12 protein-coding genes are annotated in these 13,244 nt (G+C 60.3%); 11 read left to right on the plus strand and 1 reads right to left on the minus strand.

Translation table 11 applies throughout. From position 1 onward, the window contains the following. Together UNPF46_RS04445 and UNPF46_RS04450 are read left to right on the plus strand one after the other, a co-directional pair. The coding region (locus UNPF46_RS04445) for a helix-turn-helix domain-containing protein (RefSeq protein ID WP_142249178.1) at positions 1-272 on the plus strand (272 nt) is incomplete at its 5' end. A 374-nt stretch (positions 273-646) separates the two neighbouring features. Further along, on the plus strand, positions 647-2,341 hold the full coding sequence (locus UNPF46_RS04450; RefSeq protein ID WP_181769774.1) for a methyl-accepting chemotaxis protein: 1,695 nt from the start codon (positions 647-649) through the stop codon (positions 2,339-2,341). A 69-nt stretch (positions 2,342-2,410) separates the two neighbouring features. On the opposite strand, the gene UNPF46_RS04455 is transcribed toward UNPF46_RS04450, so the two are convergent. Further along, a complete protein-coding gene (locus UNPF46_RS04455; RefSeq protein ID WP_100177097.1) occupies positions 2,411-3,160 on the minus strand; it encodes a GntR family transcriptional regulator in 750 nt (249 codons plus the stop codon). A 117-nt stretch (positions 3,161-3,277) separates the two neighbouring features. Here UNPF46_RS04455 and UNPF46_RS04460 point away from each other — a divergent pair, with 117 nt between their 5' ends. The 9 genes from UNPF46_RS04460 (at position 3,278) to UNPF46_RS04500 (ending at position 13,170) form a co-directional block, all read left to right on the plus strand. Further along, a complete protein-coding gene (locus UNPF46_RS04460) occupies positions 3,278-4,636 on the plus strand; it encodes a class-II fumarase/aspartase family protein (protein WP_142249180.1) in 1,359 nt (452 codons plus the stop codon). A gap of 83 nt (positions 4,637-4,719) precedes the next feature. Next, positions 4,720-6,102 (plus strand): cation:dicarboxylate symporter family transporter, encoded by a 1,383-nt coding sequence (locus UNPF46_RS04465; protein WP_142249181.1) that lies wholly within the window; start codon positions 4,720-4,722, stop codon positions 6,100-6,102. 1 nt (position 6,103) lies between these two features. Further along, positions 6,104-7,516: a class II fumarate hydratase gene (locus tag UNPF46_RS04470; RefSeq protein WP_142249182.1), complete on the plus strand. Its 1,413-nt coding sequence runs from the start codon at positions 6,104-6,106 to the stop codon at positions 7,514-7,516. Between the two features lie 202 nt (positions 7,517-7,718). Next, entirely contained in the window at positions 7,719-9,059 is a 1,341-nt protein-coding gene (locus UNPF46_RS04475) for an ABC transporter substrate-binding protein (RefSeq protein ID WP_142249183.1), read from the plus strand. 7 nt (positions 9,060-9,066) lie between these two features. Beyond that, positions 9,067-9,996 carry a branched-chain amino acid ABC transporter permease gene (locus tag UNPF46_RS04480; protein ID WP_142249184.1) on the plus strand — a complete coding sequence of 310 codons (930 nt, stop codon included), beginning with the start codon at positions 9,067-9,069 and terminating at the stop codon, positions 9,994-9,996. Beyond that, positions 9,993-10,934, plus strand: coding sequence for a branched-chain amino acid ABC transporter permease (locus UNPF46_RS04485; protein WP_142249185.1), 942 nt, complete (start codon positions 9,993-9,995; stop codon positions 10,932-10,934). Before UNPF46_RS04480 ends, UNPF46_RS04485 begins: the two co-directional genes overlap by 4 nt. Continuing rightward, on the plus strand, positions 10,931-11,695 hold the full coding sequence (locus UNPF46_RS04490) for an ABC transporter ATP-binding protein (RefSeq protein ID WP_142249186.1): 765 nt from the start codon (positions 10,931-10,933) through the stop codon (positions 11,693-11,695). Before UNPF46_RS04485 ends, UNPF46_RS04490 begins: the two co-directional genes overlap by 4 nt. Further along, positions 11,682-12,338, plus strand: coding sequence for an ABC transporter ATP-binding protein (locus UNPF46_RS04495; protein WP_142249187.1), 657 nt, complete (start codon positions 11,682-11,684; stop codon positions 12,336-12,338). Before UNPF46_RS04490 ends, UNPF46_RS04495 begins: the two co-directional genes overlap by 14 nt. A gap of 82 nt (positions 12,339-12,420) precedes the next feature. Next, positions 12,421-13,170 carry an SDR family oxidoreductase gene (locus UNPF46_RS04500; protein WP_142249188.1) on the plus strand — a complete coding sequence of 250 codons (750 nt, stop codon included), beginning with the start codon at positions 12,421-12,423 and terminating at the stop codon, positions 13,168-13,170. Positions 13,171-13,244 lie beyond the last annotated feature (74 nt).

Below are 13,244 nucleotides of genomic sequence, written 5' to 3' on the forward strand. Positions count from 1 at the left end.
CGGATGCTGCCGGCATGAGTCCATCTTCATTCCATGAACACTTCCGGTCGATCACGTCGCTGACGCCTTTGCAGTTTCAGAAGCAGCTACGTCTCATCGAGGCGAGACGCATGATGCTCTCGGAGGGGGCGATGATCAGTACCGCGGCTCACGCCGTCGGATACGAGAGCGTACAGCAGTTCACGCGCGAGTACGGTCGATTGTTCGGTCTGCCGCCTGCAAAGGACATGAAGGCCACCAAGGCGAAGGGGCGAGTCGAAGCGGCAGCATGATCGAGTCCAGAAGGACGTTTGTGTCGGTAGTATTGAACGAAGACGGGGACGGCGCATGCTCTCGTCGGAGAGAAGGATCGCCCGCCGCTTCGGAGATCTATGCCGACGGCTGGTTCGCGGTCGTTCGGGACCGTGCCTCCTGCTCCGTCGGCGCCTACCGGGCGGTGCAGCACCGCATGTACACGACCTCGGCAGGAAGACCGGGTTTTGAAGAAGTTGCCGAACACCTTGCTATCGATCGGGCGCTTTGCCGGATTAATTGGAAGGTCGCCCGAAAACGGCTAACCGGCTACATATTTATTCTTCTTTAGGAGAATCGCTCTACTAATTTTATCGCAGTGATGATCTTCAAATCACGAATTACCGGGGGATGCATGCTTCTCGATAGGTTGTCCATTCGTGCGAAGCTGCTTTGCCTCATCTCGGTGATGATCTTGTCGCTTGGCGTTTCGATCGGTATCGCGCTCCAACTTTCTTACTTGAGGATGCGAAGCGACCGCATAGCGGAGATCAAGGCTGCTACAGATATGGGCATCGGTCTGGCGAGGTCTCTCGATCGGGATGTGGCGGACGGCAAGTTGTCCAAGGAACAAGCCATCGAGGATCTGCGAAAACGCCTTCATACGATGATGTATCGCGACGGGCAGGTCTATACGTTCGCGTCCTCGATGGAGGGAGTTTCCGTGGCGAACGGAGGAAATCCGGCGCTCGTGGGCAAAAATATCCTGGACGTGGTGGATGAGAACGGCGTGCGACCCGTTCGTTTGATGCGCGATGGGGTGCGCGACAAGGGTGAGGCCATCGTGGAGTACATGTGGCCAAAGCCTGGCGTCGACGGTGTCGTAAGCAAGCTGACTTACGTCAAGGCGTTCGCGCCCTGGGATATCTTCATAGGGACGGGTGACTACATCGACGATATCAAGGCGGCCTTCTGGGAGACTGGAAAGACGCTGGCGATAACGGTTGCCAGTTTGCTCGCGGTCAGCCTTGTCCTCACCTACCTGATCAGCCGTAATATCGGTAACGCACTGTCGTCGCTTTCGAAGACCATGCGGACCATCGCGGCTGGCGAGACCGACGTCGAATTGGTCGAAACCGATCGCCGCGACGAGATCGGAGAAATGGCCTCAGCCGTCGAAGTGTTTCGAAGGAACGCCATCGAGAACAGGTCTCTTCACGAATCCAAGGAAACCGAGAGAGCGGCCTTCGCCGATGAAAGGCGGCAAGAACTAATGCGACTGGCGGGTGCTTTCGAGGCTGACGTTAAGGCCGTCGTCGACGCTGTGGCCGCCGGAATTCTGCAGATGGGAGGCTCGTCGGAGAAGATGACGGCGATAGCCGAAGTTACCGAAGCCAAAACGACGACTGTCGCTTCCGATATGAGAGAGGCTTCGACGAACGTAACGATCGTCGCATCCGCCTCGGAGGAACTGAGAACTTCCATCCAGGAGATCTCGCGCCAGGCCAATCTTGCGCAAACCGTCGTGGGACGCGCGGTCCTCGCGTCGGAACGTTCGGGCGCCACGGTGCAGACGCTGGAGGCGGCTGGACTCGAGATCGGCGAAGTCGTCAAACTGATCGCGACGATCGCCAGTCAGACGAACCTGTTGGCCTTGAACGCCACTATCGAGGCCGCGCGTGCTGGCGAGGCGGGGAGGGGATTTGCGATTGTCGCGTCGGAAGTGAAAGGACTAGCGACCCAGACCGCTCAGGCCACGCAACGGATTTCGGATCAGATCTCGACCATGCAGGGCGCGGCTTCGGATACGGCTGGCGCGCTTCATGAATTGCGCGACGTGATCAACGAAGTGAACGAGGTCGCGATCTCGATTAGTGCTGCGGTGGAAGAGCAGACCGCGGCAACGAGCGAGATCGGGCGCAATATCATGGAAGCAGCAGGCCGGACCGAGGCCGTCACGAGGAGTATCGTCGATGTGACGGAGGGAGCCAGGGAAACCGGGGCAGCAGCACGCTCGGTCTTCGACATTTCGCGCGATCTAACGCACCAGTCGTCTGCGCTGTCCGGGAAGATAAACAGTTTCGTCAGCGGCTTGCGAAATGCGTCCTGAAGCTGAAAATCCAGATCCGATGGCCTCCGATGCTCGGGCCCCGACGGTTGGATTCCTGATCGAGAATGCCTAGGTGATTTCCACTTGCTGCCGCGTGAGTCGCATAGAATAGCTGTAGCGATCCGCCGGATGTATGCTGAGCGAGACTTCTGCCATCTCGTTCGAACTGAAAAGATACTGGCGTCGAATCGAAAGAGCGTAGGCGCCCGGCAATGCCTTCAAGGGCGAAGCTAGATCCGCCGATACGCCGACCGCGCTGATGTCCTGACGGATCTCGACAAAGCGGCGTCCTGATATCTTTTCTACCAGTGTTCCGAAGATATCGCGATGGCTGTCCATTCGCGTCCGGACCTCGCCGGCGAAAGTACCGTCGACATAGACATCGGTCCAGCAGATGGGCGTCTTCGTTGCATCTCCCGGAATCATGCGCAAGCTTGAAATCCGCAACCAGCGACGCCCGGGCTGGCAGCCCAGAGCGCGAGCGAGCTGTTCATCGGTCACGACCTCGGCGACCCGCTGAACGTGGCGTTCGGTCTCGACGCCGAATTGCTGGACCGCTTCGATAGAACCGAGCGATTGCGAAAAGCCGCCACCGCTCTGCAAGGGCGCAACCGCTTCGACCCTAGTGCCGGCGTTTCTTTTTCGGCTCACGATCCCCGATGCCTGCAACTCCCGCATCGCCGCCCGGATCGTTGATCGGCTGACGGTGAACTGCTCGGCGAGCTCGAACTCGTTGGGCAGCAACGAACCGACGGGATGGCGCCCGTCGGCGATCGCCTGCATTAGAGCGCGAGCCACGTAGGCGTAACGGGTTACCACCGAAATCCTCCTTAAAGAGTCCTCATGGAAGCCTGGCTGGCCGGCGTCAAGGGATTGACCCCCGAATTATGTTCGGACATATTAATATGTACGAACATAACTGAGTAGGGTAGTGGGATGGGAAGTACGGTGTTTGACTCGGGCCTATTTCGCGACATGTTCGGAACATCCGAAATGCGTGCGATCTTCGCCGATGACGGGTTAGTGGGTCGCTATATCGAGGCTGAAGTCGCACTGGCCCGTGCTCAGGCGCGCATCGGGATGGTACCCAAAGCTGCAGCCGAGGCGATTGCAGCCGCAGCGCGTTCCATCCAGATCGACTTCGAAAAGCTGCGCCGCGAGACCGAGATCGTCGGCTATCCGATCCTCCCGCTCGTGCATCAGCTGGCGGAAGCTGCGGGCGAAGCCGGTCGCTTCGTGCATTGGGGCGCGACGACCCAAGACATCATGGATACCGCCAACGTCCTACAGATCCGCGCGGCATTGCAGGTCGTGGCGCGCGACCTGCGAGAGGTCCGCGACATCCTGGCTGTGATGGCGCACAAGTATCGCAACACGCCGATGGCCGGGCGTACCCATTTGCAGCAGGCGCTCCCGGTAACGTTCGGTTACAAGGCCGCGGTCTGGCTATCCTCGATCGACCGTCATATCGAGCGCGTCGATCAAGCGCTTCCGCGCATCCTCGTCGGCGAATTCTCAGGCGCCGCAGGCACGCTCGCTTCCGTCGGCGACGGCGGCCTCGAGATGCAAAAGCTGTTCTGCGAAGAACTCGGACTGCATCAGCCGTCGATCACCTGGCATGTCGCTCGCGACGGCATCGCAGAGTCGGTGACATTGCTCGGTCTGATCACCGGTACCTTGGGCAAGATCGCGACCGACGTGATGCTGATGTCGGCGTCGGAGTTCGGCGAGGTCTCAGAACCGTTTGTGCATGGGCGTGGTGCATCGTCGACAATGCCGCAGAAGCGCAATCCGATCTCCAGCGAGCTGATGCTCGCCGCGGCAAAGTCCGTGCGCCAGCACGTCGCCGCTATGCTCGACGGCATGATCCACGATTTCGAACGCGCCACCGGCCCATGGCATCTGGAATGGGTGTCGCTGCCGGAAAGCTTCCTGCTGACCGCCGCGTCACTGGCCAACGCCAAATTCATGCTGGCCGGGCTCGTCGTGCACGAGCATCGGATGCTGCAAAACCTCGATCTCACCCGCGGTCTGATCGTGGCGGAGGCGGTGATGATGGCGGCGGCGCCGAAGCTCGGCCGGCAGAGGGCCCACGATGTCGTGTACGACGCCTGTCGCAAGGCGATCGAAGGCGGCGGCCAGCTTGCCGACATTCTCGCCGGCGTGCCCGAGATCACCGAAGCCCTTGGAGGCGAGGACATGATTCGGCGTCACTGTGATCCCGCCAACTATCTCGGCCTCTGCGGTCCGATGGTCGATCGCGTTCTCCAGATTTCAGCCGCCGGAGCCCGGTGACCGGCGCAGGTGCACGGCACGCGAACTCCCCAAATGCGCCGGAGAGCGCAGTCAACAACGATTGACGATCCTCGGAGGAAATAATGGCCACGATAGCGACAACACCGCGCGACGACGTTGTGCTCCAACGGTCCGCCAAGCCGGCGCGGAAAGCCCTATGGAAGAACCTCGGCCTGCAAGTTGCGGTCAGCATGGTTCTGGGAATTGCCGTGGGCCTCGTTTGGCCCGAGTTCGGCGCGTCGCTGAAGATCCTCGGCGATATCTTCCTGCGGCTGATCAAGACAGCGGTCGCACCGCTGGTATTCCTGACGGTCGCCGTCGGTATCGTTGCGGCCGGCGACATCAAGCGGGTCGGCAAGGTCGGGCTCATCGCCATGGTCTATTTCGAGGTCGTCTCGACGATTGCGCTGGCGCTTGGCCTGCTGTTCGGCAACCTCGTCGGTGTCGGCAGGAATCTGGATCATATTGCAGCTCCGGCTGCCGCCACCAAGGGCGCGGAAGCCGCGACCAAGGCAGCGGCCGCCTCGCACACCACGTTCGACCAATTTCTGATCAACGTCTTTCCGGACAATTTCATCGGCGCCTTCGCGCGCGGCGAATTGCTTCAGGTGCTCGTCATCGCCCTGATCTTCGGCTTCGGTCTGATGGCGCTTTCGCCGCAGAAGCGCGCGCCGGTCGAGAGCGGATTGAACACGATGTCTACCGCGTTCTTCGAGTTCATTCACATCATCATGGCGTTGGCACCGATCGGAACGTTCGGCGCCGTCGCCTATGCGGTCGGCTCGAACGGGACGGCCGTGCTGATTTCGCTCGCTTACTTCGTGCTGACGTTCTACGCGCTGGTGATCCTGTTCATCGTCGTCGTGCTCGGCGCCGTCTGCGCCCTGTTCCGCATCAATATCTTCCATCTGCTGCGTTATATCCGGGAAGAGATCATCATCATGCTCGGTACCGCTTCCTCCGAAAGCGTGCTGCCGCGCCTCTTGGAAAAACTGCCCGCCTATGGCGCTTCGAAGCAGACCGTCGGGCTGGTGCTGCCGACCGGATATGCCTTCAACCTCGACGGCACTTCGCTTTTTATGTCGACGGGCGTGATCTTTCTCGCCAACGCCTATGGCGTGTCGCTCTCGTGGGAACAGGAGATCGGCATTCTTGCAATTATGCTGCTGACGTCGAAGGGCGCAGCCACGGTCTCTGGCGGCTCCTTTGTCGTCTTCGCCGCGACGGTGACGGCATCCGGAATTCTCCCGGTGGACGGTCTCGCGCTGATCTTCGGCGTCTATCGCTTTCTCTCCATCGCGCTGTCGACCTGCAACGTCATCGGCAACACGGTGGCGACTGTGGTGGTCGCCAAATTGGCTGGAGAATTCGACGAGACCGCTTGGAAGGGCGCCGGTGCAAATGAGAAGCGGTCCGGCGGCCTAGGCCGAAGCAATGGTGGCAATGAGCTCGTTGGAGGCGACTGAGGTGAACAAGTCAAGGCTCGAGCAGGACGCATTCGGCGCGGTCGAGGTCCCGTCCAACCGCTATTGGGGCGCCCAGACGCAGCGGGCGCTCGCGGTATTCGACGTCGGAGAAGAGCGCTTTCCGGCCTGCCTTTTCCACGCCTTCGCACTCCAAAAGATCGCGGCCGCCCGGGCGAATAGTCGGCTCGGGGCACTAGATGAAGAATTGGCAAAGACGATCGAACTGGCTGCGTTGGAGATCCGGGAGGGGAGGTTCGATGATCATTTTCCTCTGACGGTCTGGCAAACGGGTTCCGGGACGCAGACCAATATGAACGTCAATGAGGTCATCTCCAATCGAGCCAATGAGATGCTCGGGCAACCGCTTGGGGGGAAGAAACCGGTTCATCCCAACGATCACGTCAATTGCTCGCAATCGTCCAACGACAGCTTCCCCACCGTCATGCATATCGCCGTCGCCTTGGAGATACGCGATCGCCTGCTCCCGGCCGTCTGGGCATTGCGCGATGAACTTGCGTCGAAGGCCGAGATGTTTTCGGATGTCGTGAAGATAGGTCGTACCCATCTCATGGATGCCGTGCCGATGACGATGGGCCAGGCCTTCGAGGCGTTCTGGCGACAAGTGGACAACTGCCTGGCGCGAATTGAGGATGCCAGACCGCGTCTGCATAGGCTGTCGCAGGGCGGCACGGCGGTCGGGTCCGGTCTAAATGCACCGGCCGATTTCGATGTCGTGTTTTGCGATGAACTGAACTCGTTGTGCGGGCTAACGTTTGCTCCCAATCCGAGCAAGTTCGAAGGTATGGGCGCGCACGACACCTTGGTCGAAGTTTCCGGTACGTTGAACACGCTTGCCGTCACTCTGGTCAAGATCGCAAACGACATCAGGTTTCTGGGGTCTGGCCCTCGCTGCGGTCTTGGAGAGCTTATCGTGCCGCACGATGGCCTGACGTCGTCGATCATGCCGGGAAAACGGAACCCCACGATCGGCGAGGTGGTCGTGCAGACGGCCTTCCAAGCGATGGGCAATCATGCCACCATCACCGCAGCGGGTGCGTCGGGCAATTTTGAGCTGAACGTCGCAAAGCCTGTGCTTATCTATAATTTGCTGCAATCGATTCGCGTATTGTCCGATAGCTCGCGCATGCTGGCTATCCGCCTAGTGCGCGGATTGACGGTCGATCGAGAGCGTCTCGCAGCCAATGTGTCCAATGCGCTCCTCCTGGCAACGAGTCTGAACCCTGTCTTGGGATACGACAAGGTTGCCGAAATCACCGCACGAGCGTTGGCGGATGGCGTCACGCCTCGGCAGGCGGCAATCTCCTTGGAGTTTCTGTCGGGCGACGAGTACGACCGGATCGTCGATCCGGTTCGGATGACAGGCGTGCGAAGCGCGCCTTCTTCAAAGGTCTGATGCATTCACCGGCGGCGACGACAGGCGATCCTCGCCGCATCCCGGCCGACAAATTTAAGCTTCCCTCGGCCATTCATTCCTGCTAAGTCTTCTTTAGAAGAAATATTCTCTTTTAGAATACGCATCTCGGCCGTTTGAGATGGGGGGTCTGATCAAGGACGCTGAAGACGTCCGCGGAAGCTCACGAAAGGGAGGAAATAAAATGTCGACCAAGGATGAAACGAGATCTGACATCCTGACCCGGCGAGCCGCGCTCGCCGCACTTGGAGTCGGGGCGCTGGCGTTGTCCGGGCGCCGTGTGCAGGCGCAAGCTGCGAAGCCGGACGAGATCAAGGTCGGCATAGCAACGTATTTGTCCGGACCAGCGAGCGTCTTCGGCGTCCCGGCGAGGCAAGCCGCGGAACTGCTTATCGAAGAGCTGAACGCAGCGGGAGGCATTGCCGGTGTAAAGCTCCGCCCGATCTTTTTCGACGAGGGGCCTGGCGTCGATCATTTCGTCGCCGAGTATCGTCGTCTCGTGCAAAGCGAAAAAGTCGATCTGATGTTCGCGGCGATCTCGTCCGCGGACTGTCTTGCCTGCGCGCCGATTGCGGAAGAGATGAAGCGCCCCACGCTTCTTTGGGATTGCAGCACTCAACGCATTTTCGAAGAAGCGCACTACGATTACGTGTTCCGAACCATCGGCAACAGTACCCCCGAGGTGCTGGCGCCCGTTCTCTATCTTCTCAAGTACAAGCCGAATTTCTCGACCGTCGCGGTAGTCAATCAAGACTACGTGTGGGGCCGGGACAGCTGGACGATGTTCAAAACGGTCGTCGAGAGGCTGAAGCCGGGCGTTCGCGTGGTCGCCGAGATGTTTCCCCGTTTTGGCGCGACGGATTATTCTAGCGAAGTGACCCGTCTCCTCGCGACCAAGCCGGATGTGGTGTTCAACGCCTCATGGGGGGGGGATCTCGACACATTCATCCGCCAAGCGGCCGATCGAAAGCTTCTCGAGCGATCCCTCTTCGTACTGCCCCTGGGGGAATCGTCGCTCGAGCGCGTCGGCAAAAGCCTGCCGCCGGGCCACATCATCGGCGCCCGAGGCGATCACTGGTTTCTACATCCCTCGCCCGAAGATCCGAAACGCTTGGCTGCGTTCACGGAGAGCTTCCGGAAGCGAACTGGCGTCTACCCGATCTATCCGTGCTTCCACATGGCCCAGGCCGTGTTCGCGATGAAGGCCGCTTACGAAAAGGCGCTGGCGACCAAGGGCGGCGTCTGGCCGACGGATGCCGAACTTGCCGCGGCATTCAAGGGCCTTCAGTTTCCCTCGCTGACAAGCCCGGTGAAGATACGCGAGGATGGTCAGGGCCTCGCGAACATGTTGGTCGGAACGACGGTCTCGGATCCAAAATACTCGTTCCCGACCCTGGCCGACATGGTCGTTTTTCCGGGCGAGATGGTCACGACGCCCGTCGGAAAGTCGAGCTTCGAATGGTTGAAAACGCTCGAGCCGGAAATTCTTTCTCGGGTCCCGCAGCCCGTGACATCGAGGGGCTGACTCGATCATGGGTTGGTTCGGTGACAACGGGATGTTGCTCGGTCTGGCGATGCTGGACGGATTATCCTACGCGGCGGCGGTATTTATGGTCGCGGTCGGACTGAATCTCGTCTTCGGGGTCATGCGCGTGCTCAACGTCGCGCATGGAAGCCTATATGCGATCGGGGGCTATGCTGCGGCGTCTCTGAGCCTATTTCTGATCGCTCGGGGTATGCCGCCTTGGCTCTCGATACCGTCGCTCGTGGTTTCGTCCGCGATCGTCGGCGCGATACTTGGGCCTCCCATAGAACGCTTGCTGCGGAGCGTGTCGGGACAAGAGGAGGTCCTTCAACTTCTCGTCACCTTCGCCCTCTTCATGATCCTCGAAGATCTTCAGAAGCTTGTCTGGGGGGTGCAGCCGGTCGTCTCCGACGCACCAGTCAAATTGCTGGGCACGATCGACGTCCCCTTTGGCGGAGACGCGATACCTTTCACGGCCTATCAACTTTTTCTATTGCCCGGCGTGGCTCTCGTGACGCTAATCGGCCTCGCTTGGTTCCTGCGTCGCACGCTCGCGGGTCGAATGATCGTTGCCGTAACGGTCGATCGGGAAGCCGCGCGGGCGATGGGCATCAATGCCGGGAGGGTGATGCTTTTGACCTTCACGGCAGGGGCCGCGCTCGCTGCCTTGGGCGGGGCGCTCGCGTCGCCTACCACCTCGCTCGTGCCCGGCATCGGTGCATCGACCATCGTCCTGTCATTCGCGGTGGTTGCGACCGCAGGTCTTGGGCAGATCGAGGGCGCGGCTCTTACCGCGCTTATGATCGGGCTCGGCCGCTCGCTTGCCGTTTATTTCGCCCCTGAATTCGAAGTGGTCGTGCCTTACTTCATCATGGTGTCGGTGCTGTTGGTTCGTCCGCAGGGCTTGTTCGCCGTCCCGGAGACCCGACGCATATGAGCCGTTACGCTGATCTCGTTCTTACGCTCCTCGCGACGGCGTTCGTCCTGGCGCTGTCCTGGGCTGTGCCTTGGCTAAGGTTTGTGATGACGATCGCGATTGCGAAAGGCCTGGCCGTCCTTGGTATTCTGCTGCTCCTGCGTGCGGGACAGGTGAGCTTCGGCCATGCGCTTTATCTTTCGCTCGCCGCTTATGTCGTGGCGTTTATGGCAGGCCGCATTCCGGAGCTGCTCCTTCTTCTTCCGCTGGCCGCAATCGTAGCCGCATCAATCGGACTGTTGGTCGGGCTCTTCGTCTCTCGTTACCGCGCGATCTTCTTCGGAATGCTGAACTTGGCACTCAGCATGGTCTTCTACTCGATGCTCGACAAGTTCTACGAGGTGACGCGCGGCGGCGACGGAATCCGTGTGCCCGTCACCAGCTTTGCGGGAGCCGTACTTTCTCCGGATCAGCAGTCGTGGGCGCTTCTGATCATCGCTTTGGTGCTCGCGATTGGCTTCGGCGCCTTCGTGCGGCTCTACCTCCTGTCTCCAATGGGGAGCGCTCTATCGGCGCTGAAGACACGCGAGGCCCGTCTGGAGTTCATGGGTGTTCCTGCGCGACGCGTACTTTTGTCCGCCTATGTTCTTTCGGCGCTTATGGCAGGTTGCGGTGGTGCCCTGATCGCGTTGTCGACGCGCCACGTCACGCCGGCGTTGGCTTATTGGACGGCATCGGGAGAATTGGTTTTCATCGCCATTCTTGGCGGAGCAGGGAGTGTCTTCGGACCGTTTCTCGGGGCACTAGCCTACGAACTGACGCGGACCTATGCGGCGGCCCTGATGGCGGACGCCTGGCAGATGATTCTCGGGACGGTGCTCCTGCTCGTCATACTTTTTGCGCCGGGCGGTCTTTGGGGAATCGGTCGGGCGCTCGTCGTACGGGGGCGCCAAGCATGATTCTGCTCTCTGCAAAAGGTTTGAAACTTGCCTTCGGCGGCGTCAAAGCCGCTGACGGCATCGACCTGGACGTTCGGAACGGCGAGTTTCTCGCCATCATCGGCCCAAATGGTGCCGGAAAAACGACGTTCATCAACATGGTGACCGGCTATCTCACGCCGCAAGCAGGCGAAATCCACTATGACGGGCAGCCGCTTCTCGGCCTAGCGCCACGCCGTCTCGTTCGCCTCGGTATTGCGCGGTCCTTTCAACTGCCCCAGCTCTTTCTGGAGCACACCGTGGCGGAGAACGTTGCGCTTGCGATTGCCGCCCGCGAGGGCCTTTGGTCTCCGCTCCGACCGTTGATGCGATCCGCTTGGCACGCAGAGGCCGACAATATTCTAGCGCAATTCGATCTTTCGGACATCGCGGAGCGGCGGGCCGACACGCTGAACGAGGGGGCGAGGAAGCTCACAGACATCGCCATGGCGGTCGCGCTGAAGCCTCGGCTCATCTTGATGGACGAGCCGACCAGCGGTGTCGCGGCGTCGGAGAAGATAAGCATCGTCGAGACGCTGGTCCGCGTTCTGCGGACCGCGGGTGTCACGGCGGTGTTCGTCGAACATGACATGGATGTCGTTTCCCGCTTTGCCGATCGGGTCGCTGTCTGGAGTCAGGGAAAGATCGAGGCGCTCGGGCCGCCCGGCGCTGTGTTGACTGATCCCAACGTGCTCCGCGACGTGATCGGGATTGAAACAGAGGCCGGACATGCTGCAGCTTGAGGGCATATGTGCGGAAATCGGCGGAGCACGGGTCTTACGTCACGTTTCGCTTACGGTACCGCCCGGCGGGCGGGTCGCGCTCATCGGTCGGAATGGTGCAGGAAAGACGACCACGTTGCGGGCGCTGATGGGTCTCGCGCCCTTGCGCGAAGGAAAAGTCTCTATCGACGGCATAGATTGCGGCGCCGTGCCGGCTCACCGCAGGTGCGCGCTGGGCGTTGGCTACGCTCCGGAGGAGCGCAATTTGTTCGGTAGCTTTACGGTACGTGACAACATGCTGTTGCCGGCGCAGGTTCTTGGTCTTTCAGGTCGCGAGTGCCAGCGACGGCTAGAAGCGGCTTTTGAACTCCTTCCGGAGCTCCGCGATCTGGCCGGTCGCAAAGCTGCCGGGCTGTCTGGTGGCCAAGGAAAGATGGTGGCGCTCGGCCGAGCGCTCATGGTCGGAACGCGTGCGATCATTCTGGATGAACCGCTCCAGGGGCTGGCTCCGGCTTTGGCGCTTCGATATGTCGATGCACTCAAGCGCTTACGTTCCGCTCTTCCGGACGTTGCTATCCTTGTCACGGAATCGAGCCCCAATCTCCTGAAATCGTTGATTGAGACGACCTTCATCATCGAGCGCGGCGAAGTAGCGGAAGCCTGATCGGCTCGGGTTCCCCAGGTTTGAAAGTGCTTCCGCGAGTTCTTTCGCCGCAGTAGAGCGGCGACCAAGTAGGAGAAGCCAGATGAGACTAAAGGACAAGATCGCAATCGTCACGGGTGGCGGAAGCGGCTTCGGCGAGGCGATTGCAAAGCGATTTGCGGCGGAAGGTGCACTGGTCGTTGTCGCTGATCTTCGCGGTGACGCGGCGACGAGAGTTGCGGCGGAGATCGGCGAGAGGGCAATTGCGGTGACGGCGGACGTCGCCCGAGCCGAGGACGTAGCTGAGGTCGTCGCAGAGACGGAGAAAAGATTGGGTGTGCCCCGGATCCTGATCAACAATGCCGGCACCACGCATCGCAATCAACCATTGCTGGAGACGGATGAAGCGTCCTTCGACCGCGTTTTCAACGTCAACGTGAAGTCGATTTACCATTTCGTGCAGGGCGTCGTGCCGAAAATGCGGGACGCCGGAGGCGGCGTGATACTGAACGTAGGTTCGACCGCCGGCATCCGTCCACGACCAGGATTGACCTGGTACAACGCTTCGAAAGGTGCGGTGAACTTGATGTCCCGTTCCCTGGCCGTCGAGCTCGCTCCCTGGAAGATTCGCGTGAATGCTTTGTGCCCGGTAGCCGCGGAAACACCTTTGCTTGAGCCTTTGCTTGGAATGCCGGACACCCCAGAGAACCGGCAGAAGTTTATCGCGAGCATTCCACTCGGCCGGCTGTGTCGTCCCTCGGACGTCGCGGCTGCTGCTGTCTACCTGGCCTCCGATGAGGCGGAGTTCATTACCGGCGTGGAATTCCCGATCGACGGAGGACGAACAGTCTGACCGTAAACATGGATATTCCGTCGCTCGCGGCACCGAGGAGCAGATCTCGTCTCGATGGACGCCATGTTCTGCTA

Origin of the sequence: Bradyrhizobium sp. UNPF46 (assembly GCF_006658625.1) — a bacterium.
Classification (GTDB): domain Bacteria; phylum Pseudomonadota; class Alphaproteobacteria; order Rhizobiales; family Xanthobacteraceae; genus Bradyrhizobium; species Bradyrhizobium nitroreducens.

Bases quoted from the DNA above. Each gene is read 5' to 3' on its own strand.
- UNPF46_RS04490 (WP_142249186.1), top strand. From the start codon at position 10,931: ATGATTCTGCTCTCTGCAAAAGGTTTGAAACTTGCCTTCGGCGGCGTC.
- UNPF46_RS04460 (WP_142249180.1), top strand. From the start codon at position 3,278: ATGGGAAGTACGGTGTTTGACTCGGGCCTATTTCGCGACATGTTCGGA.
- UNPF46_RS04465 (WP_142249181.1), top strand. From the start codon at position 4,720: ATGGCCACGATAGCGACAACACCGCGCGACGACGTTGTGCTCCAACGG.
- UNPF46_RS04480 (WP_142249184.1), top strand. From the start codon at position 9,067: ATGGGTTGGTTCGGTGACAACGGGATGTTGCTCGGTCTGGCGATGCTG.
- UNPF46_RS04495 (WP_142249187.1), top strand. From the start codon at position 11,682: ATGCTGCAGCTTGAGGGCATATGTGCGGAAATCGGCGGAGCACGGGTC.
- UNPF46_RS04475 (WP_142249183.1), top strand. From the start codon at position 7,719: ATGTCGACCAAGGATGAAACGAGATCTGACATCCTGACCCGGCGAGCC.
- UNPF46_RS04500 (WP_142249188.1), top strand. From the start codon at position 12,421: ATGAGACTAAAGGACAAGATCGCAATCGTCACGGGTGGCGGAAGCGGC.
- UNPF46_RS04450 (WP_181769774.1), top strand. From the start codon at position 647: ATGCTTCTCGATAGGTTGTCCATTCGTGCGAAGCTGCTTTGCCTCATC.
- UNPF46_RS04485 (WP_142249185.1), top strand. From the start codon at position 9,993: ATGAGCCGTTACGCTGATCTCGTTCTTACGCTCCTCGCGACGGCGTTC.